Raw genomic sequence first — 20,843 nt, 5'->3', positions numbered from 1 at the left:
GCGCCGGCATCGTCGAGCCGGCAAGAATTCAAGGTTCGATATTGGCCTGCGGGGTCGGGCATTCCGGTGCGGTGCCCCATTGACCCGCGCATACGCGCAGGCGGCATTGTTCACCTGCGATGAAGCTCAAACGGCGGCATTCCTTCAACCGCTCGGACAACGGCGAACCCGGCATCTCGCGGATGAACACGCCGTCGGACTTGTAGACACGCGTTCCGGGCGGTGATGCAGGCGGCAACCCGTAGTCCATCAGCGCCGACAACAGCGCGGCATCCTTATCGGCGGTCTTGGCGCTTTTGCGCGGTGCGGCGGGCGCGGACTTCACCGCGCGTGGCGCAGCGGCGCCCGGCGCAGCGGCGCCCGACGCAGCGGCGCCCGACGCACCGTCGCGTTGCGCTAGCCGCTCCGCGGCCTGCCGCGTGGGGCCCGGCGCCGCCGCGGTTGCGAGCGAAGACGTGGCGGCGGGCGCCGATGATGGCGTCATCGCCAGCATGGACAAGGGATTGGCCGGCTCGCCAAGCGGTTCGGGCTCGCCGCGGCCCACGTCCGCATCGCGTGCAGGCGGCGACTCGTCAATGATCGTGGCGACGTCGGGTGTTTTTTCCAAAGTGCCGAGCGGGTTGCTGCCCGAGTCCGGCGACGGCGACAGTGCGGCTTGCTGCGGGGTTGCTGGCGCGGGCACCGGCGCGTTTACAGACGCATTCGCAAGCGCAGGCGCGGCGGCAGGCGCCTGCGCCGGTGCCCGCGCCATCATCGGCGCAGCGTCGTCCTCATGTGTCACCCAGACGATGCCGCCCGCCAACAACAACAGCACCAGTAACAGCGCGGTCCAGCGCCGCGCGCGCGAACGTCGCGGCGTTGCCATGTGTTTGACCTCGGCTTCCGGCGCGCGTCCTTCCAATGCGGCCAGGATGCGCGGCGAGTCGGCCTCGCCACGCGCGGCAGTCGAGGTCATCAGCAGACTCGGCGCGGTCATCGTAGGGCGAGCTTGTTCTTTCTCTTCTGCCATGCGGGTTCCCGTGTCAGCAGGAGGCGTGTGCAGCCCCCCTGTAACCAAGCCCGCCGAGAATACCTGATCGACCCCTTTCAGACACCGATTCTTGTTACGATTTCTAAGCCTCCGACGCGGTTTGCAACGCCGGATCGCTTGCCTCATGCGCGGATAAAACAAAAGATTACGCCTTCACATGAGGGACCTGCCTTGTTGCTGCTTCTGCCCCTGTATTTCTTGCTGGCGGTGGGCGTCTCCGCTCTCCTGTTTTTTCCCGCACTGCGCCAAGGCGCCGTGCGGGGGATGCGCGCCTGCGTAGCGGGCGTGGCACGGGGCGCGACGCGTGGCGCCAACCAGGCCGGCGGCGCCGTGGGCGGCACGGCCGGCGCGATAAGAAAAGGGTTCGGCGCCTCGTTCGAATGGGTTGGAAGGTATCGGTGGCAGGTCGCAATCGGGCTGACAGTTGTATTGCTTCCGTCACTGTTTGCTTTCTTGATGCGACACAATCACACATTCGTTTACAGCGCCTCAACCAGCGGTCCGGACCGCCGAATCCAGGCATTGCTGGAGGGCGAAAGACTGGTTCCGCCCGCCGCCCTGCCCCCTGAAGCATTCACCACCCGCGAAGTCGAACAAGTGCGTCCGAAGCTGGGCGGCGCAAGCCGTAACTGGGATCTTCTGGATGCCGATTTCCGCCAGCGGCTGTTGCTGGCGTATCGCATCATGCGCGAACAGCACGGCTATGAAATGACCCTGATCGAGGGCTACCGCAGTCCCGAGCGGCAGGATGAACTGGCAGGCATGGGGTCGCACGTGACGAACGCCGGCGCCTTCCAGAGCTATCACCAGTTCGGTCTGGCCGCGGACAGCGCGTTCTATCGCGACGGCAAGATCGTGATTTCGGAAAAAGACCCCTGGGCCATGCGCGGCTATGAGCTGTTCGGCGAGACCGCCGAGCTCGTCGGCCTGACCTGGGGCGGACGTTGGAAGATGATGGACTTCGGCCACGTGGAGCTGCGCCGCCCCGGCGTCATGCAACGCGCACGGGAGGCCGCGAAACAATGATTCGCGTGCTGAAGAAAGGCGGGCTCGTCCTGGCCCTGTTCGCCGTGGTGTGGCTGGCCGTCATCATCTGGTGGCAGGAGTCGCGCACGCTGCCCACCGGCGTGGACATCGGGCTGTACCTGTTTGCGTTGCCGCTGGCCATCCTGGCCGCGATCTGGATCGGGGCGCGCATGGTGCGTGCTGCCCGCGCGCCCAAGGCGGCGCCCGCACAGGCGCAGACGGAAGCGCAATCCGACGCGCCGGCCCGGCCCGCTGCGCTACGGCTGATCGCGGCCGCCGCGCGCGCCGCGCCGGGCGAGAATGTCGCGGCGATCGCCGAAGCGCTGGCCGAGCAGAAGCGGCCCGAACTCGATGCGGAACTGAAGACGCCGCAGGGCTATCCGATTTTCGCCGCGCGCGTGGCCGGCATGGACGACATGGCGCTGTATGCCGCCGCGCGGGACCGGGGCGCGCCCGCTGACGCCTTGGCCGCCGCCACGTTGCGTGTGACGGCCATGCTGGCCGATGTCGCACAGGTGCTGACGCATGAGGCGCACGCGCGCGCAACCGAGTTGGACGTGCCCGCGCGCGAAGCGGACTGGCCCCGCCTGCACCTCGACGTGGTCGTGCCGGCGGCGTGGTCCGAAGCGGCGCGCCACCGCGCGCTCGCGGCAGTGCGGTCGGCTGCGGGGGCCTGGCCCGATGCGCGCATCCACACCACCGAACATCCCGCACGCGACGGCATGGCCACCGACCACCTGCTGCGCCAGATTGCCGCCGAGCCCACCGCCGAGTCAGCTAATGCCCGCGCCGAACCGCAATGGCGCATCGTGCTGGCCGGCGATGGTTATATCGACGCCGAGCAGGTCGCCCATTGGGACGGCCTGGCCACGTTGCTGACGCACGCCAATCCGCAGGGCCGTGTCCCGGGCGAAGCCGCCGCCGGCCTGCTGCTGGCGCCGCCCGATGCGCAGGCCGAATTCCACGTCACGCTGTCGCCGATGCTGCAACGGCAGAAATCAGCCGACGCGCGCGGCGCCCTGGCCGAAGCGTCGCTGGCGGACCTGGCGCGCGACCTGCTGCAAGCCGCCGCCGTGGAGCCCGGCGCCGTCGGCCGCATCGTCAGCGATGGCGATCACCGCGGCGCCCGTCCGCTTGAGCCGCTGAACGTGGCATCGCAGGTTTTCGACCATCTGGATGCCGCAAAGGACTGCCAGGCCGTCGGCATGACTTGCGGCCACACGGGCGCGGCGGCGTCGCTGCTGACGCTGGCCGTGGCCTGCGAAACGTGCCTGCAGTTCGACCAGCCCGTGCTGACCCTTACCCTGCAAGACCCCGCATTGCGCGCCGCCGCGCTGGTCTCACGACCGGCCGCCAGCGCCACCGCCTGACCCAAAACAAAAGCGAAAACCATGCGTAGCCCATCAGGATTGCTTTCTCGATTTTCCAGCGCCATGAGCGACGTGCGCTATTGGAGTGGACGCGTATTCGCCAACCCACGCACCTTCATGCTCATCGGCCTGATCGCGCTGATCGTCTTCCTGTTCCTGTTCGCCGACACGATGCAGATCGCCATGACCTGGGCCGGCGCGGCGCTGGGCGTGCTGCTGCTTCTGTGGCTTTGCGTCTATCTCTGGCGCCGGCGCCGCACGCGGCGGGCCAACCAGCAGCTGGGCGACATGCTGGAACAGCAGGTGCAGACGGGCGCGGCCGCCAGCCCCGCCGCCAACCGCAGCGAAATCGAGGCGCTGCGCACCCGCCTGACGCAGGCGGTCCGCACCATCAAGACCTCCAAGATCGGCCAGACCTCCGGCAACGAGGCGCTGTACGAGCTGCCCTGGTACATCGTCATCGGCAACCCCGCGGCGGGCAAGAGCAGCGCCGTCATCAATTCGGGACTGCAGTTTCCGTTTGCCGACAAGAACGGCGCCGCCGTGCGCGGCGTGGGCGGCACCCGCAACTGCGACTGGTTCTTCACCACCGAAGGCATCCTGCTGGACACCGCCGGCCGCTACTCGGTGCACGAAGAGGACCGCAACGAGTGGATGAGCTTTCTGGACCTGCTCAAGCGCCATCGCCCCAAGGCGCCGATCAACGGCATCATCGTGGCGGCCAGCATCAGCGAGCTGACGGACGCGGGCCCCGAATTCGCCATCAACCTGGCCAAGAACCTGCGCCAGCGCGTGCAGGAACTGACCGACCGGCTGGAAGTGTTTGCGCCGGTCTATGTAATCTTCACGAAGGCTGACCTGATTGCAGGCTTTTCCGAATTCTTCGCCGATGCCGACGCGCGCGAGCGTGACCGGGTCTGGGGCGCGACGCTGCCGTACGGCGCGGACGAAAGCCGCGACGTGCTGACGCTGTTCGACGAGCGCTTCGACGAGCTGTATGAAGGCCTGAAGGAAATGGGCACGGCCCAGATCTCGCTGCGCCGCAATGCGGCCCTGCCGCCGGGGCTACTGACCTTCCCGCTGGAGTTTGCGGGCATCAAGCCGGCGCTGCGCACCTTCCTGTCCACGCTGTTCGAGACGAACCCGTTCCAGTACAAGCCGGTATTCCGGGGCTTCTACTTCACCAGCGCATTGCAGGAAGGCGCGTCGCGCAGCACCTCCACCGACAAGCTCGCGGCGCGCTTCGGCTTGCGGCCGGCCTCGCGCGAAGCGGCGCGCAGCGTGACGTCGCACAACGGATTCTTCCTGCGCGACCTGTTTTCCAACGTCATCTTTGCCGACAAGAAGCTGGTGCGCCAGCACGCCAGCCCCAACAAGGTCCGCATGCGCTACCTGACCTTCTTCGGCCTGGTGCTGGCGCTGGGATTGGTGCTGGGCGGCTGGAGCTGGTCGTATCTGGGCAACCGGCAACTGGCGAGCAATGTTCAGGCGGATCTGGACAAGGTGGTGCGCCTGCAAAGCGAACGCACCGATCTGCAGAGCCGCCTGGAAGCCATGGAGATCCTGCAGGATCGCATCGAGCAGCTGGACCGCTATTCAACGAGCCGGCCGCTGTCGCTGGGGCTGGGTCTGTACCAGGGCGACGTGCTCAAGCAGCGCCTGCTGGCCGAGTACTACAACGGTCTGCGCCAGTTCATGCTGGTGCCGGTCAAGGCCAGCCTGGAAGACTATCTGGGCCGCGTGGACGTGTCGCAGGCGGCCGCGGGCGGCGCGCCGCGTACGGCGCCGCCGCAGGCTCAGCCGGTGAGCGCCAATGCCGGCAACACGCTGTTCCAGGACGCCTCGCCCACCAACGTCGACGACGCCTACAACGCGCTCAAGACGTACCTGATGATGGCAAACCGCGAACACGTGGATCCCACGCATCTGTCCGACCAGATCACCCGATTCTGGCGCGGATGGCTGGAAACCAACCGGGGCGCGATGCCGCGCGACCAGTTGATCCGCAGCGCCGAGCGCCTGATCTCGTTCTACGTGGCGCGAGCCGCCGATGCGGACTGGCCGCAGATTGAAACCAATCTGGCCATGGTGGAACGCACGCGCGGCAACCTGCGCAGCGTGATGCAGGGCATGCCGGCGCGCGAGCGCGCCTATGCCACGCTGAAGGCGCGCGCCGCCACGCGCTTCCCCGCGATGACCGTCGCCCGCATCATGGGCGAGGCCGATGCCGCGGTCGTGGCGGGCAGCTACGCCGTGCCGGGCACGTTCACGCGCGAGGCCTGGGAGCAATACATCGAGCCGGCCATCGGCGAAGCCGCGCGCCGCGAGGTGCAGACCAGCGACTGGGTGCTGGGCGTGAACGCGCGCGACGATCTCACGCTGGAAGGCAGCCCCGAACAGATCCAGAAGAGCCTGGCCACGATGTACAAGACCGAATACGCGCAGGAATGGCAGAAGATGCTGCGCGGGGTCACCATCAAGCCCTTCACCAGTTTCGATCAGGCGGTGCAAGGCATGAACCGCCTGGGCGATCCGCAGAACTCGCCGCTGGTCAAGCTCATCAACACCACGTACGAACAGACCTCGTGGGACAACCCGTCGCTGATCAACACCGGCATCACGCAGGCGCAGACGGGCGTCGTCGCCTGGTTCAAGCGCGTGATTCTGCGCCAGGGCCAGCCGAAGCCGGCCGAGGCGGCGCCCGGCGGCGAGCAGATCCCGATGGGCCCGGTGGGACGCGAATTCTCCGACGTGGCGCGCCTGGTGGTCCAACGCGACAACCAGTCGCTGCTGGGCAATTACATGAACGCCCTGTCCAAGATCCGGACGCGCTTCAACCTGATCAACAACCAGGGCGATCCCGGCCCGGGCGCCCTGCTGCTGATGCGCCAGACGCTGGAAGGCAAGGACTCCGAACTGGCGGACGCGCTCAAGCTGGTGGACGAGCAGATGCTTGCCGGCCTGACGCCGGCACAGCGCGAGACGCTGCGCCCGCTGCTGGTGCGGCCGCTGATCCAGGGCTACGCCGTCGCCATGCAGCCCGCGCAGACCGAGCTGAACAAGGTCTGGAACGCGCAGGTCTATCAGGGCTTCACGCAGAACCTGGCCGACAAGTATCCGTTCTCGACCAAGGCCGGCATCGAGGCCAGCAGCGAAGAGATCGCGCAGGTCTTCGGTCCGCAGGGCAGCATCGCCAAGTACGTCAATGAGACCTTGGGCCCGCTCACCGTGCGCCGCGGCGACATCCTCACGGCCCGCACGTGGGGCGACATGGGCATCGACCTGCAGCCGTCGTTCACCGCGAACTTCGCGCAATGGGTGGCGCCGCTGTCGGGCGGCGCGGCCGGATCAGGCGCGGCCAGCCAGCCGCAGACGCTGTTCCAGATCCAGCCCAAGCCCGCGGGCGGCGTCACCGAGTACACGATCGAGATCGACGGCCAGCAACTGCGTTACCGCAACACGCCGCCGCAATGGGTCAACTTCGTGTGGCCCAACGCGCAGGGCGCACCCGGCGCGCGCATCACCGCCACCGCCTTTGACGGCACGGTGGTCGAGATCGTGAACGAGCCCGGCCGCTTCGGCCTGGAACGCCTGATCTCGGGCGCCCAGCGCAAGCCCAACCAGGACGGCAGCTTCGAAATGAGCTGGACCAAGTCCAACATCACCGTCCCGGTCCGCCTGCGCATCATCAGCAATACCCAGGCGGCCAGCGCAGGCGGCGCCGAGCCCGGCAGCCAGGGCCTGCGCAACCTGCGTCTGCCCGCCACGGTCGCGGGCTCCTCCCCTCAACCTTCCGTCGCCTCGACGGCTGCCGGAGTGCAGCAATGAGCAATCCGCAGTCCCCCATTTTCCGCACGGCCTACTTCGGCAAGATTCCGTCGCGTGGCGACTTCGTGAAGAACACCTCGCACCCGCAGCTGATGGCGACGCTGGACGCCTGGGTCGCCAACACCATGGAGATCCTGGCGCAGGATCCGCATTGGAAGACGCTGTACGACGAGGCGCAGCCGGTGCCCTTCGCGGTGCTGGGTTCGCGCGGCAAGCTGGCCATCGCGGGCCATCTGCAGCCCAGCCGCGACCAGTCCGGACGGCGCTTCCCGTTCATCAGCGCGACCTCGGTCGAGGTATCGCGCCCGCTGGACTTCATTGCGCGCAGTCCGCTGGCCTTCAGCCGGATGTGGAACCGCATGGGGGCTGCCGCGTCGCAGCTCATGCAGGAAGGCGATCCCGCCGATGCGTTGCAGACGCTGAACGGCCTGGAAGGCGAAATCCGCACCGCCGCCGACGACGGCTTTGACGCCTTCATCGACCTGCAGACGCTCGAGCGCGTGGAAGCGATGCTGCGCAGCAACGGCCACGCCGCCAACATGCACGACATCGTGCTGGCGCTGGGCATCCTGCTCACGCCGGTCATGTCCAGCGGCTCGTCGCAGCTGGACACCGGACTGGCGCTGCCCCTGCCCGACGACCCGCTCTACATCAATCTGGTGGCAACGTACTGGATGACGCTGATCGCGCCCTTCCTGAACCGCGCCGACTTCGAGATCGCCATGTTCATCGGCCATATCGCGGGCAAGCACCGGCTGGTGGTGGGGTTTCGCGGCGCGTCACCGCAGACGCTGGCCACCCTGCTGTCGACGCCGCAGACGCTGTCGCAGCACTACATCATGCTGGACGCCGCCCCCTGGGTGCGCGACCACGTCAGCGCCAGCCACGGTCTGGCCAAGCTGTCGAGCTATCTGGATCAACAGCGGCTGTCCCTGCGCCAGGCGCTGGAGACCTACCGCGAAGTCTTCATCGGAGCCTAGGACATGCGCACACTCACTCTGGTCCTGGCCGCGGCCTGCTCCTGGGCGGCGCATGCCCAGGACGCGGCGACGGTCGTTCCCGCCAACGTCATCCCCCAACCCGGCCAGGTGGTCGCCAGCGGCGCGGTGCCGGACGAAGCCACCAAGGCCGACGTGCTGCAACGGCTGCAAAAGGTGTATGGCGTAGGCAATGTGATCGACCGCATCGACGTAGGCGGCGTCGTCGCCCCGCCGAACTGGTCGCAACACGTCGGCAAGCTGCTGGACAGTCCGCTCAAGCAGATCAACCGCGGACAGCTGGAAATCGACGGCACTCAGATCCGGCTGCGCGGCGAGGTGGACAACGAAGCCTCGCGCCAGCAGATCGCCAGCACCTTCGCCACCTCGCTCAATCCCACCTACAAGATCGTCAACGGCCTGCGCGTGTCGGCGGACAAGGACGAGCAGGACGTGCTGGACAACCTGCTCAGCAATCGCGTGGTGGAGTTCGAGACGGGCAGCACGCGCCTGACCGCACGCGGCCGCGAGCTGCTGGACCGGGTGGCCGATGCCGTGCCGAAGCTGCGTGCCGACAAGATCCAGATCATCGGCCACACCGACAGTTCCGGCAGCCGCAGCACCAACCTGGCGCTCAGCCAGGCGCGCGCGGACGCGGTGCGGGACTATCTGGTCGATAAGGGTTTGCCGGCATCGCGTTTTGAGGCGATGGGCGCCGGCCCGGATCAGCCGGTGGCCACGAACGCCACGCCCGAAGGCCGCGCCAAGAACCGGCGGATCGAATTCCGCGCGGCGCGCTGAGGCCGCGCGCCGAGGGCCGCCTCAGCTGCCCTCGCCGGCCTTCTTGATGCCAAGCAGTTCTTCCAGGCCCGAGAGGGTCTCGTCGTTCTTGACCACCGTGCGCAGCCACAGGTGCAACGACATCTCGCCCCAGCTTGCGGCCTTGTCTGCCAGATAGGCGACCGGGCTGTGCGGCTCGGTGCGGCGAAAGAAATCGGCCACCTCGCGCAGTTGCGCCAGCGCCTGTTCGCGGGTCTGGATCGGACCGCGCACGGCGGCCGGCGGCGCGCCATGCGCGGGCGTATCGACAGCGGGAAAGTGATCGGCGGGGGGCAAGGTGGGCTCCACTCGAACGGGAACGGCGGGTGCGGACGACGCGGGCGGCGGCGCGGCCGCCAGGTCGGCACGGACCAGCAGGCCCGCGTCGCGCGCAAAGCGGTGCACCAGTTCCGTGACATTGCGCAGCGACTCGCGCACACGGGAGAACGCCGGGCTTTCGTCGCCCAGGCGCTCGTCCAGCGTGCGCTCCAGTTGCGCCAGCGCCTGCGAGCAACCTTCGAGCTGCGTGTCCAGCTCGGAATAGAACGACGGCGGCGTATCGCGCCGCGCGGCATCGAAGCGGTCCAGCGTCAGCTTTCCGCGCGTCAATTCATTGGCGTTATCCGGCGTACGCTTGACGGCATTCGCGAGTTGGCTCGCCGCCTCCCACAGCACCGCGCCGTAGCGCGCGCCATCGGCCTGGGTCAGCGGAATCTCGCCGATCAGCTGCTGCGATCGCGACAGCAGCCACGCCAGATTGCCCACGCGCTGCTGCACGTCGCCGTCTTCCGGCACGGGATGCAGGCCTTCCCAATAATCGCGGCACAGCCCGTCGATGAGCAGATAGCCGTCACGCAGCCCCGCAAACCCGCGCGTCTTGGCCCAGGCTTCCGCGAGCCATGACGCGATGCGGATGTCCTTGCTGCGCTCACGCAGCACCGTGGAGCAGATGCGCGCCACCTCGGGCCAGTCGGCCTCTTTCAGGTCGATGACCCAATCGCCTTGGTCGAGTTGGGGATCGTCATGCCGGCGCGCCTCGCGGATCGCGTCGAACTCGGGCGAAAACACCAGGTCGACGCCGCAAGGCGCGTCGCCGGGAATCGGAAGCAACAGGGCGTTGATGTCGGTCATGAGCGCGGAGCATATGTAAGTAGGCGCAAATCATCCCACAACTGTTTACGCAGGACGTTCAAAGATGACACGTCCTATTACAAAGCGCGTCACGATGCTTCGCTATGATTTGCGCTCCGACCAAGGAGCACTCATGACGACGAAATCGATCCGCATGTTGCCCGACGGGCACTTCATCGCCGGCACCCCGCGCCGCGCGCCCGACGGCACCATCGTCGGTGGAGAAGGTCCGATCACCCGCGCCCCGGACGGCACCTACGTGGCCGGCACGCCGCAACGCGCCCCCGACGGCAGCTATAAAGGCGGCGGCGGTCCCGTGCGCATGGCGCCGGACGGCACTTTCGTTGTGGGCCCGGCACGGCTGGCGCCGGACGGCACGTATCTGTAAACCCACACCTGGCTTTTTGAACCCATACCTGGCGCGCACCATGTCCCAACGCTCCGTCATCCGCAAGGGCGATAAAACATCGCACGGCGGCGTCGTCGTGACCGGCGACGAAACCGTCGTCATCTTCGGGCAGCCGATGGCCCGCGTCGGCGATCGCGTCACCTGCCCCAAATGCGGCGACACCCACACCATCGTCGAAGGCGTGCAGAACGTCGGCTCGGACCGCCTCACCGCGCTGGAAGGCATGCGCACGTCGTGCGGCGCCACGCTGATCGCCAGCCAGCATTTCTATCAGTTGGAATACGGTTGAGCGACGGGCCTCGCGGCTAGCGCGAGGCCGAGCGCGTATTCAGAACGCGCGAAGGCGGGCCCCCGCATCGGGGACCCGCCAACGGCACGGCAGGACCGGCGTTCCGGCCTGCCGGATTGACGATTACTGCTGCCAGTTGTGCGTGCTGTACCGGTCGTTGTCGATGCGGTTCAAGACAGGCAGGCCGGTGCCCGAATCCTTCACCTGCATGTCGATGTAGGCCTGGAACACATCCGCGTCCAGCACACCGATGTCCGAGCGGCGCTCGGCCGGCACGTTGGCCAGCGTCGTGTAGCCGTCGCCGCCGGTGGCATTGAAGCTCAGCACGAACAGGCGATAGGTGCGCGCATTATCCAGCGGCAGCCACGTGCTGGTGGCCTGGTCCAGGTACTGGAAGTTGCTGGCGCGGCTGCCCTTGGCGTTGGACGCGGTCACATTCCAACGCAGGCCGGCCGCGTAGGGGTAAGGACCGTCCTTGCCGCCCGGCTTGTACGTCGCGTCCAGGCCATCCTCGATCATGGACTTGACCTCGTTGGCGGTCAGATCCAGGCGCCACAGCATGTTGCCGAACGGCACGACGGCGATCACGTCGGCCGCCGTCACGGTGCCGTTCAGCGCGCGGCGCACACCGCCACCGCTTTGCAGGGTCATGTCGGCGCCGCCGTATTCGGCATTGGCCACGTCCAGATAGGCTTGCGCCACCAACTGCTGGATGTCGCCGCCGCGCAGGGCCACGTTGCCTTCGCTCTCGCATGCGGGGCTGGCCGCGTTGCTGGTCGGCGTGGGACCCGGAATGCGGCGGAAGCACAGTTCCAGCGGCACTTGGGCGACGTTGGTCTTGCTGAAGATGTCGATCTTGGCCTTGAACGGTTGCAACACCGACAGCGCGGCGGCGTCCGGCGTCTGCTCGCGCAGGAAGCCGCTGGCCGAGACGCCGGCCTTGAAGGCGGCGCGATCGGCATCGGAGGCCGCGACCAGGGCGCTGCCCGACTTGACGCGGTAGTCGGCGCCGATCAGCACGTGGGGCGTGCCGGCGCAGTTCGTCACGTCGCCGTTGGCGTCGAAGCTGACCTTCAGTTCGCCCACGACTTGCGAGTATTCCCAGGCCTGCACCAGGCAGACCGGCTTGCCGTCCTTGTCGGCCAGACGGGTCGGATACGCGCCGCCCGGCGTGCCGACGGCCATCGTCTTCATCGAATCGGGACCCAGCAGCGTGTGCGAGTCGCCGCCCACCACCACGTCCACGCCGCTCAGCTTGGCAATGACTTCCTTGTCGTAGCCGTAGCCGATGTGGCTCAGCAGGATCACTTTGTTGACGCCATTGGCGCGCAGGGCGTCGATCTGCGCCTGCGCGGCCACGGTTTCGTCGGTGAACGTCGTGTCCGCGTTGGGGCTGGACGATTCCTTGGTCTTGCTGGCGATCGTCAGGCCGACGATGCCGATCTTCTGGGCATCGCGTTCCACCACGATGGCGGGCTTGATCAGGTCGGTGCCCTTGAGCGGCGAGCTCGCGCCGAAGTTGACGTTCGCGCTCAGGACCGGCGTCTGGCAGGCGCCGGCATGCAGGAAGTCGACAAAGCGCTTCAGGCCATCGTCGCCCTTGTCGAACTCGTGGTTGCCCACGGCCATGGCGTCAAAGCAGACCGTGTTCATCAGCGCGGCATCGGCCTCGCCCGGCTCGCCGGCGCGGTTGAAGTACAGCGTGCCGGTCTGCGCGTCGCCCGCGTGCAGCTTCAGCACGTTCGGAGAATTCGCGGCCAACTGGTCGATGGCGGCCTTCACGCGCGGCATGCCGGCGGCGGACACGGTCACTTCGGTATCGGCGCCCGCCGCGTTCTTCAGGGTCAGCGTCCGGTCCTTGCCGTCCAGCGTGGAGTGATGGTCATTGATGTGGAGGATCGTCAGCTCAAGCGGACGCGCCTGCACGGGAGGTTCGGTAACGGGCGGCGTGTCGGGGTCGCTGCTGTTGTCGTTGTCGTTGTCGCCGCCGCAGCCAGCAATCAGCGCCATCGCGCTCATCATTGCGCAGGCCAGCGCGTTCCGATTCCAGTGCTTCATGTTCCTTTTTCCCGTGGAGGCTATTCGAGGCCCGCATTCTGTTTGCCGCGTATGACGCAACGATGAATGCGAGCTGAAAACCTTCCACGCAAGAAAATGGTCGATTTTTCGCGTCCGGACATGCTTTTGACGCGTAGCTGGTGTAACGGAAGTGGCTATTCGCAAACACGAACAGGCCGCATCCGGCCGGCCATGTGCGCATCTGAAAACACATCCCGCACTGGAAAAACGAAGGTTCGTGCGATAAATTCATACATCGGAATAATCAGTTACAGATTCGTCTTCCGAAACTTTTCAGGCAAGTCACACTTCGAAAACTGGTTCTTCCACCGGCGCTTCCGGCAATGTGGCGCCGGTTTCGCTGTAAGGCATAACAGACCGCTTTGATGGACGACACCATCCGCTGCGTTACCCGCAATGGCGGCGCAGCAAGGTGGTGGACAGTTCCGCGGCTTGCCCGCGCAACGCCGGGGGAACCAGACGGCGCAGCACAAGGAGAAACAGAAAGGAGGCTGTAGATGAAATGCCCCCCACCTTTGCCGACCGAAACCGAGAGGCTGCGCGCCCTGTCGGAATACGGACTGGATCCGCAGCGTCCGCTGCCCAGCCTGGACCCGGTCGTGCGCATTGCATCGCGCATGTTCGACATGCCGGTGTCGGCCATCAACATGGTCGGCAGCGAGCATGTGTTTTTCGCGGCCAGCATCGGCGTCGGCGACACCGACATGCGCCGTGACGTCTCTTTCTGCGCCCATGCGGTCTTGCAGGACGACGTCATGGTCGTGCCCGATGCGCGCCTGGACGAACGCTTCCACGACAATCCGCTCGTCGCGGGCCCTGCCGGCATCCGGTTCTATGCCGGCGTTTCCCTGAATTCACCGGACGGCCATCCGCTGGGCGCGCTGTGCGTCATCGACACGGAACCGCACGCCGATTTCAGCGAGGACGACAAGGAACGGCTGCGCGAACTGGCCCGCATGGCGGCCGACCGGCTGGAGTTGCGGCGTGTCGAAGTCAGCGCCGAACGCGCCCGCGCGCGGGCCGAACTGCCTGCGGGCGCACAGAGGACGAAGCGCAGCCCCACCCCGCGGCCCGGGGCGGCCCACCCTCACACGCGCCATGACGACGACGCGCGCAAACTCACCAGTTTCGATCCCCTGACGGGCCTTGCGAACCGCGGGGTGTTCTACCGGCGCGTGGAGGAAGTGCTGGCGCATCCGTGTGCCGCCGCCATCCTGATGCTGGACCTGGACGGCTTCAAGGACATCAACGACACGATGGGCCATGCCGTCGGCGACGCGATCCTGCGGGAACTCGCGGCACGCCTGGACGGCATCGCGGGTCCGTGCGACACGGTGGCCCGCCTGGGCAGCGACGAATTCGCCATCCTGCAGCACGAAGTCGGCGAGCTGAAACAGGCAATGGAACTGGCGCAACAGGCGCTGGCGCGCTTTGCCGAGCCCATTTCGGTCCAGGGGCAAGAGCTGCGCCTGACGGCGAGCTGCGGCGTGGCTCTGGCCCCGCTGCATGCGCACGAAGCGCTGGAACTGGTGGGCAACGCCGATCTCGCCTTGGTCAAAGCCAAGGCGGTCGGCCGCGGCCGCATCTCTGTCTTCGCTCCCAACCTGCGCCTGGAGGCCGTGGCGCGGCGCCTCTACGGCATGGAGCTGCACCGCGCGGTCGCCAAAGGCGAATTCCAGCTCTTCTATCAGCCGCAGATCAATCTGGCGACGGGCGCACTGACGGGCGCCGAGGCGCTGCTGCGGTGGCGCCATCCCCAACTGGGTCTGCTGGCGCCGGGCGTCTTCCTGCCGTCGCTGGAAGGCGGGCCCTTGGCGGGCACGGTCGGGTCATGGGTGCTGAATGAAGCGTGCAGTCAGGCCGCCTTCTGGCGACGCAGCGGCCTGCACGACTTTCGCATCGCCGTGAACCTTTTTGGCGTGCAATTCCGCGAGGGCGACCTGGCGGCCGAAGTCGCGCAAACCCTCGCCCGGCACGGCCTGCCGGCCGAGGCGCTGGAACTGGAGATCACCGAGAACATCGTGCTGAACAGCGACGACACGGTCTTGGAAACGCTGCAGCACCTGCGCGCCCAAGGCGTGGGCATTTCATTCGACGACTTCGGCACGGGGTATGCCTCGCTGAGCCTTTTGAAGACCCATCCGATCACGCGCATCAAGATCGATCGATCGTTCGTGAGCGGGATACTGGAATCGAACCAGGACGCCACGGTGGTCCGGGCCATTCTGGATGTGGCGCGCAGCTTTGGCCTGAACACCATCGCCGAAGGCATCGAAACGGATGCGCAACGCGAACGGCTGCAGGCCGAGCATTGCGAAGAGGGTCAGGGGTATCTGTTCGGAAAGCCGATGGCGGCGCAGCAGTTTGCGCAGACGTTCGGGATCGAGACGGCGCTGCGGATCATGGCTTGAGCGTGGAAAGACTCTGGCACTTCTAAGACCCCGTCGGCAGTTCCTATTGCCACAAAGGCACTTCCGCCGATAATTCAATAAACTCCAACGTCGCCGAAGACGTTTTGCCAGCATGACGCGAGAAAAACGAGCCATGGCGGAAATTTCGATACCAAAGTTCTATCGCATCGCTCCGGATGCGCTTTTGGAAACCAGGATAAGCGCAAAAGAAAGCCTAGTGACAGGCCCCCTGGACTTCTTATTAAACCTAAAGCCTCGCACGGGAATCGTCGTCGCGAGCTGGGACGCAGCCCGCGTCCTAGGCTGTGCGCAACGGCTAGGCCTTGTAATCGGAACTTCAGAGGACGGCGCACGAGTGCGGTGGGAAAAATCCGAATCCTCGTATCGCCCGAACGCTGCGGGCCAGCGATTCTGGACTCAGGCAAAACCTTTCTTCTGCTTCGCCAAAGCAGTTGCGGACCGTTATTTGTTGGCGTCGGGCTTCGCAGAAGTATTCTCTGCAAGTATCGAGTTTGATTCCACGGACGCCCGATCCCCATTGAACAAGGTGCCAAAGCCATCTGCAAGCCCAACCGGAGGCTACGTCTATCTCGTCCGGTCGGCGCATGGGATCAAAATTGGCAAGAGCGTCAACGTCAAGTCAAGGACCAGGCTGTTCGAGGTCAAACTACCTTTCCCTATCACAGTGGAACATTACGCTTGGTTCGATGATTACTCTCATGCCGAACGCTCGTTGCACCTGCAGTACCACTCCAAACGGCTTGAGGGTGAATGGTTTGATTTGTCGGATGCGGACATCAAGCACATTAAGACGCTTGGAATTGCTGCGTCGACCGCAAGACTTCGGTAGTGCATCCGTGGCTTGTCACCAAGGCCGCCACGGACGTTGCACTGGAAGCACCGAGAGCAAAGGCTTGCTGCCCTTAGTCGTTGCAACACCTCGCACGCCTTCCATTCTGAAAGCCGGCAACGGCGACTTCAAGACGGCCGCGCTGATACTCAACGACCATGTTGAAACGGCCGCTAAACGCCATGCGTCCTTGCGCAGCGGCCATGAATCCACGCACACGGCGGAGTTGCTCGAGAGCGTCTACAGCGAGATGTGACGTAAAAGGCATGGGCCCGCAAGCAGCGCACGGCCATTTTTCCGTCCGACCTTCCTAACGAATCGCCGCACTGACGACGCTGGCCTGCTCAGGGGCTGCTGCGGCAAATAGCGCTTCGTTGACCTTCAGCATTTGTCTGATTGCCGGGTCGTCCTTGGAAAGACGAGCCAACCGCTCCACGACCTGGGGCCACCATTGCGGCTTCGCGATGCCAGTCTCGGTCATGTCGCGTGAATCGATGGCGGAATCCCAGCTGGACATGAAATAGGTAGTGTTATTCGACGAAAAGGCACGAGTGAAGATCGTGCCCGTGCCCGTCACCGTGAACTGACGGCCAGCAAGCAGAATGGGTTCAGAGGCTTTGCCCTTGCACTCCTTCTTGTGAACGACCGCAATATAGCCCACGATCTTGCCGGGCTCCGGTGGCAACACCCTCACCACCTCCCCTTCGTGGCCACGAACCTCTTCTGGCCAGGTGCGGTCGTACGGGACAACAAACGCCGACGAAATACAGTCCTGCCCGGACCGATAGACGTAAGGCTTATAAGTAGCGGGTGTGGCGCTTTCCAGGTCATTGGACACGACCGTCATACGCTCGGCGGGAATTAAATCGGAAACAGCCGAATTGCCTGACTGCACTACCGCATTCGCGATTTCGAGGCCTGCACATCCCCCCAGAAAAGTCAGCGATGCGACAAGAAGACAGCAACCGTAGACGGACCGAAATTTCTGCATAAGACCATGAGAGTTACCATATGTAAACGGAGTGTACGGTATTCGGCCTGCATTTGGCGAGCAAAGGCCCGCTCCTCCACCAAACAGAAGCAGGGTCGAGTGCGTTACCGATCGGTTCTGAAGACAGCCGGTACTTCGGCTGCTGCTCTAGGCTGGTAGCTTCTGGGCAGTCCGGGTGAAATTTCGCCAGGAAATGGCCGCTCGTCAGGCCCCACTCAGCGCTTCTTCACCCTTGTCTCTTAACTGTCGGTACACCTCATCTACCAAGAGGTTCGCCAACCCTTTGAATACCTTTTCATGCCTCAATGCCTGGTCAGCCATGGCGTTGTGACCCTCCAGGGCATCTACGACAGCATCATTGAGCTTGATTTCGTAGGCGCCATTTGCGAATGCGGTGACCGTGTCGTTAGCCTCGGCCTGTTCCTTTAGAGTTGGGTCGTTGACCATCTTGCCAATCAGAGTGGTTGCATACCCACGGAAATCCGCATCGGAGAGATTGCCCGAGACCACCTCATTCATCTTTTTGATGATGGCGGACAGCCGGTCTTCTGGGGCGTCCCAGGCCCGACCACCTCCCGTCCCCAGTGGCTTCATCGGCTCGGCTGATCCCGCTTCCAGGTTGAGCTTGTGCTTTTGCTCGTTGATCACCTTGTACCCCGCCAGGCGCTGCTCACCTTAATGTTGAACGGCCGCTTTCATTTACGGTGATCGGCTGCTCCTGGCCGAAAGCGGCTGTTATCAATTCCATTGAGATTTGATCGGAAAGTTTATGCCAGATCGAGTCTGAATTAGTACAGATCAGCCGTCGTACCTCTTCCCCAGGTCACTGAACACCTTCGCTAGATCATCAGTACTGATCGGCCAATTCTCGCGTGTCTGCGCCGCCATCCGTTCCGACAGGAAATACGCTAGCAAAACAGCCGGCTGATTAAAGAAGTGCCGCTGGCCGTTCTGCTCTTTGATCTTGCCGAAAACATAACTCTTGTCTCGCAAAAAGGCGTCCAACTGGTCTATGACGTCTGTTGGCAAGAGATCGTTGAATGCGTCAATCACGAGCTGATTGGAGCGCTCTTGTCCCGGCTCCATACCTGTGCCATCCCTGTAGGCCGTAGCCAAGTAGTCCAGCAGACTGCGTTGCCGCTCATCTGCGGCAGCCAAATCGCGCATGGCCTGCTCAAAAAACTCATCCGTAGCCTCGATCAGAGCCATGCTCTTCGCCACCGTGCGCTTTACTGACGGCTGCGCAGTAGTCTTCGGCTTGTACAGCGTGTCGTGCGTCAACTCACTGTGAGCATGTTGCAGGAGTGTGCGTATCTGCACTTCACATGCGATCCCTTCCGGGATGATCACATCTCCAAACGACAGGCCGGCCTTGGAGCGCAATACGTAATGCACGGACTGGTATGCGAACTCCAAGGGTTTCGCCAGCCGCTCGGCTTCGTAGTCCTTGTCTTTGGACCAATCCCAGAATGCGCCACATTCCGGACTCTCAATAATCGAACAGAACTGGTTGATGTGCGTCGTCAGCAGGACGACGTAGCGCATACCGACCTTGTCAGTAATGTCGCCATACGGATCCTTGTAGGCCTTCCCTCGATATAGAGCTTTGTCGATCAAGCTCGTGTCGCCTTTCAGGCGTGGCACCATCGGCACCTTCAGGAAATAACCCAACGGTGTCGGAGCAATTGCGGTTACTAGCCGTCGTTCGATTTCCTGACCGATAAGCGAGGCCCAAGCCCTGTAGAGGGGCTTGTCCTTCTCCCATCGCTCCAGGATATCTTTCTCGCTCACTCTTGGTCTCGAATATGCGTCCGGACCGTGATCTTGGTCCACTTAGGAATGTTGCCGTGCTCGTCCGGATCGCCATCAATGGATTCGAGTCGCACGAGGTTCTCGAATTGATCTGCTGGCGCCGTCAGCTTGATGTCATGGCCGAAGGTCAGTTTTCTCAGTCTTAACTGACTTTGAATCTCGGACAGATCCTTGTGGATCGCCGTGTCCGGAAAATTCTTCTGCTGCATGTATGCCGTATAGGCATCTTGCAACGGAGCATCTCCTAGGTAGGCCATGGAAAACGCCTCTACCTGAATCGTAGCCGTCTGGTCCGTTTTCAGATAGGTGGTCAGTGCGTTCAAAAGGTCTATCTTGCGTTCCGCATCAATGTCTGCGTTACGAATGAAATCCTTGGTCAAGGAATGGAACTGCTTGGTCTGGAATGCGCTGTTTGACGGGAAATCCAGCCCGAGGAACGTCTCGCGGAAATAGAGCGCCGCCGACAGCTTATTACTTTGCGTAATTTGGTCATCGAAGAGGAACGCACGCCAGCCGTTGGTAGGCTGTTGCTCGGTAGCAGCATCGGGATCCTGCCGCACAAACGCGCCGATCTTGTAGAGCTTCGCCTGGGGCGTGAGGATCAGCTCTTTGAGGTATTCCAGCGTCAGCGTGTTGTTCACCTGCCGCTTTGTAAACCCCCCATGCGGCTCAGCCTTGATAACGCACATGAACGGCCGCGACGGATTGCCACACGTGCCATCGATAACCACGACAATCCCTCCTGGAATTGTTCGGCTGGTTTGCGCGACAGCCAGCTTGCTAGTGATTGCCTGAGACAAATTCACAAACTGCTCGTCGTTCCCCAGGGACTCAACAATTGCCTTGGCAGACTGCCAAGCACTCTCTGGCCCGGCATCGCTGATTTTCATCTCGACGCCGTGAGAGGACCTCCCCAGCGTATTTGTGATGCGATCTTGAAGAGCATCCCTCGCCTCCTGCGGCAAAGTTAGCGGTTGGGTCCCGTAACTGGGTTCTGCGGGCGCTCTGTCTTCTCCGCGAACAAAGACCTCATGGATGATGATTCGACCGATGGACAGATTCTCAAAGGACATGGCTCGTTTCTTTTTTCTAGTTTCTCAGTGGCACTCGATCTAAAACGACAATAAGACACAGCCGCAATTTTTTGATACATGCATTGTACTAGTGCTCCTTGATGGGCCTTCCTGGCTACTCACCAACCAGATGCATTTCGCATTCCCATTGACGTTTCTGCCAACGGCCTGCTGAAGCGGCTGGATAAGACCTGCGACAGAAAGAACCGTCAGGCCCTGCGGACGAGTTTGCAAGGCTTGGCCGTTGCGCGTGCGAGCGTCGTGCACGACAGCGGATTTAGATGGGAGAGCAACCTGGCCAACCTTGATGAAGCTGTCAGTGGGTCATCCACACGCGTCGTTTGGAGTGTTGATACCAAACTGCTCTCTGCGTACACAGCAGGTTATACGCTCGTCAATTGAATAAACGACGCAAGCTGAGAGATTCAGCGCTGGGCTTTGGTTACACACGTTCTACTCGACACATAGAGTGCCGCTACCACTCGCCTCAGCCACACGGCAACGGCTTTCGGGTGCGGAAACATGAGAGCTGCTGCCTGGGCGCAAAAGCTGAAACTCGCTTTGGGAGCTTTGACAGATGCCACTGGTTGGAAATGCAAGTTTGATATGGCTAAGGGCACGATGATCCACGTTGGAAGGCCGGCCTTCGTTTCCAAACAAGATCGGCAATGTCATCTCAACGAAGAGATCTGAATTGCCAATAAGTCCGCAACGGTGCTGCCCACATATCCGCCGACAACGCGGCCAA

Annotated in this window: 17 protein-coding genes; 10 read left to right on the top strand and 7 right to left on the bottom strand. The window is 63.7% G+C overall.

The window, feature by feature from the left end; genetic code table 11:
• Positions 1 to 28 precede the first annotated feature (28 nt).
• The gene (locus AC6CIE_RS25870; protein WP_498094597.1) at positions 29 to 955 is read right to left on the bottom strand and encodes a hypothetical protein; all 927 of its coding nucleotides are present in this window, start codon (positions 953 to 955) and stop codon (positions 29 to 31) included.
• A 246-nt stretch (positions 956 to 1,201) separates the two neighbouring features.
• Between AC6CIE_RS25870 and AC6CIE_RS25865 the strand changes: the two genes are divergently transcribed.
• From AC6CIE_RS25865 to AC6CIE_RS25845, 5 genes are all read left to right on the top strand, one after another.
• Positions 1,202 to 2,056 carry a M15 family metallopeptidase gene (locus AC6CIE_RS25865; RefSeq protein WP_105237410.1) on the top strand — a complete coding sequence of 285 codons (855 nt, stop codon included), beginning with the start codon at positions 1,202 to 1,204 and terminating at the stop codon, positions 2,054 to 2,056.
• Positions 2,053 to 3,426: a hypothetical protein gene (locus AC6CIE_RS25860; protein WP_498094595.1), complete on the top strand. Its 1,374-nt coding sequence runs from the start codon at positions 2,053 to 2,055 to the stop codon at positions 3,424 to 3,426. Before AC6CIE_RS25865 ends, AC6CIE_RS25860 begins: the two co-directional genes overlap by 4 nt.
• A 63-nt stretch (positions 3,427 to 3,489) precedes the next feature.
• Positions 3,490 to 7,254, top strand: coding sequence for a type VI secretion system membrane subunit TssM (gene tssM / locus AC6CIE_RS25855; protein WP_255596227.1), 3,765 nt, complete (start codon positions 3,490 to 3,492; stop codon positions 7,252 to 7,254).
• Positions 7,251 to 8,234, top strand: a complete 984-nt coding sequence (tagF, locus tag AC6CIE_RS25850) for a type VI secretion system-associated protein TagF (protein ID WP_175125526.1) — start codon at positions 7,251 to 7,253, stop codon at positions 8,232 to 8,234. Before tssM ends, tagF begins: the two co-directional genes overlap by 4 nt.
• A 3-nt stretch (positions 8,235 to 8,237) precedes the next feature.
• Positions 8,238 to 9,032, top strand: a complete 795-nt coding sequence (locus tag AC6CIE_RS25845; protein ID WP_175125528.1) for an OmpA family protein — start codon at positions 8,238 to 8,240, stop codon at positions 9,030 to 9,032.
• Between the two features lie 21 nt (positions 9,033 to 9,053).
• Here the strand turns inward: AC6CIE_RS25845 and tssA are convergent, their stop codons facing one another.
• Positions 9,054 to 10,181 (bottom strand): type VI secretion system protein TssA, encoded by a 1,128-nt coding sequence (gene tssA / locus AC6CIE_RS25840; protein ID WP_175125538.1) that lies wholly within the window; start codon positions 10,179 to 10,181, stop codon positions 9,054 to 9,056.
• A 133-nt stretch (positions 10,182 to 10,314) separates the two neighbouring features.
• Between tssA and AC6CIE_RS25835 the strand changes: the two genes are divergently transcribed.
• The gene (locus AC6CIE_RS25835; protein ID WP_239215195.1) at positions 10,315 to 10,569 is read left to right on the top strand and encodes a hypothetical protein; all 255 of its coding nucleotides are present in this window, start codon (positions 10,315 to 10,317) and stop codon (positions 10,567 to 10,569) included.
• Between the two features lie 40 nt (positions 10,570 to 10,609).
• Complete coding sequence (locus AC6CIE_RS25830) at positions 10,610 to 10,879, top strand: PAAR domain-containing protein (RefSeq protein WP_105237403.1); 270 nt, start codon at positions 10,610 to 10,612, stop codon at positions 10,877 to 10,879.
• Positions 10,880 to 11,002: 123 nt separating this feature from the next.
• On the opposite strand, the gene AC6CIE_RS25825 is transcribed toward AC6CIE_RS25830, so the two are convergent.
• The gene (locus AC6CIE_RS25825; RefSeq protein WP_498094593.1) at positions 11,003 to 12,937 is read right to left on the bottom strand and encodes a bifunctional metallophosphatase/5'-nucleotidase; all 1,935 of its coding nucleotides are present in this window, start codon (positions 12,935 to 12,937) and stop codon (positions 11,003 to 11,005) included.
• 518 nt (positions 12,938 to 13,455) lie between these two features.
• On the opposite strand from AC6CIE_RS25825, the gene AC6CIE_RS25820 reads away from it, so the two are divergent.
• The 3 genes from AC6CIE_RS25820 (at position 13,456) to AC6CIE_RS25810 (ending at position 16,475) form a co-directional block, all read left to right on the top strand.
• Entirely contained in the window at positions 13,456 to 15,369 is a 1,914-nt protein-coding gene (locus AC6CIE_RS25820; protein WP_498094591.1) for a putative bifunctional diguanylate cyclase/phosphodiesterase, read from the top strand.
• Positions 15,370 to 15,502: 133 nt separating this feature from the next.
• A complete protein-coding gene (locus AC6CIE_RS25815) occupies positions 15,503 to 16,219 on the top strand; it encodes a GIY-YIG nuclease family protein (RefSeq protein ID WP_498094589.1) in 717 nt (238 codons plus the stop codon).
• Positions 16,220 to 16,283: 64 nt separating this feature from the next.
• Positions 16,284 to 16,475: a hypothetical protein gene (locus tag AC6CIE_RS25810; protein ID WP_498094587.1), complete on the top strand. Its 192-nt coding sequence runs from the start codon at positions 16,284 to 16,286 to the stop codon at positions 16,473 to 16,475.
• A gap of 54 nt (positions 16,476 to 16,529) precedes the next feature.
• On the opposite strand, the gene AC6CIE_RS25805 is transcribed toward AC6CIE_RS25810, so the two are convergent.
• The 4 genes from AC6CIE_RS25805 to AC6CIE_RS25790 all read right to left on the bottom strand — a co-directional run bounded on the left by AC6CIE_RS25805 (position 16,530) and on the right by AC6CIE_RS25790 (position 20,095).
• Entirely contained in the window at positions 16,530 to 17,210 is a 681-nt protein-coding gene (locus AC6CIE_RS25805) for a hypothetical protein (protein WP_498094585.1), read from the bottom strand.
• Positions 17,211 to 17,414: 204 nt separating this feature from the next.
• The gene (locus AC6CIE_RS25800; RefSeq protein WP_498094583.1) at positions 17,415 to 17,858 is read right to left on the bottom strand and encodes a hypothetical protein; all 444 of its coding nucleotides are present in this window, start codon (positions 17,856 to 17,858) and stop codon (positions 17,415 to 17,417) included.
• Positions 17,859 to 18,008: 150 nt separating this feature from the next.
• A complete protein-coding gene (locus tag AC6CIE_RS25795) occupies positions 18,009 to 19,001 on the bottom strand; it encodes a GTP pyrophosphokinase (protein ID WP_498094581.1) in 993 nt (330 codons plus the stop codon).
• On the bottom strand, positions 18,998 to 20,095 hold the full coding sequence (locus tag AC6CIE_RS25790; RefSeq protein WP_498094579.1) for a nucleoid-associated protein: 1,098 nt from the start codon (positions 20,093 to 20,095) through the stop codon (positions 18,998 to 19,000). The genes AC6CIE_RS25795 and AC6CIE_RS25790 overlap by 4 nt, the downstream gene beginning before the upstream one ends.
• Between the last annotated feature and the right edge of the window lie 748 nt (positions 20,096 to 20,843).

The sequence above is a fragment of the Achromobacter sp. GQ309 genome (genome assembly GCF_059759315.1).
Note: the sequence above shows the minus strand (reverse complement) of the source record. Positions and strands in the feature narration are given on the sequence as shown.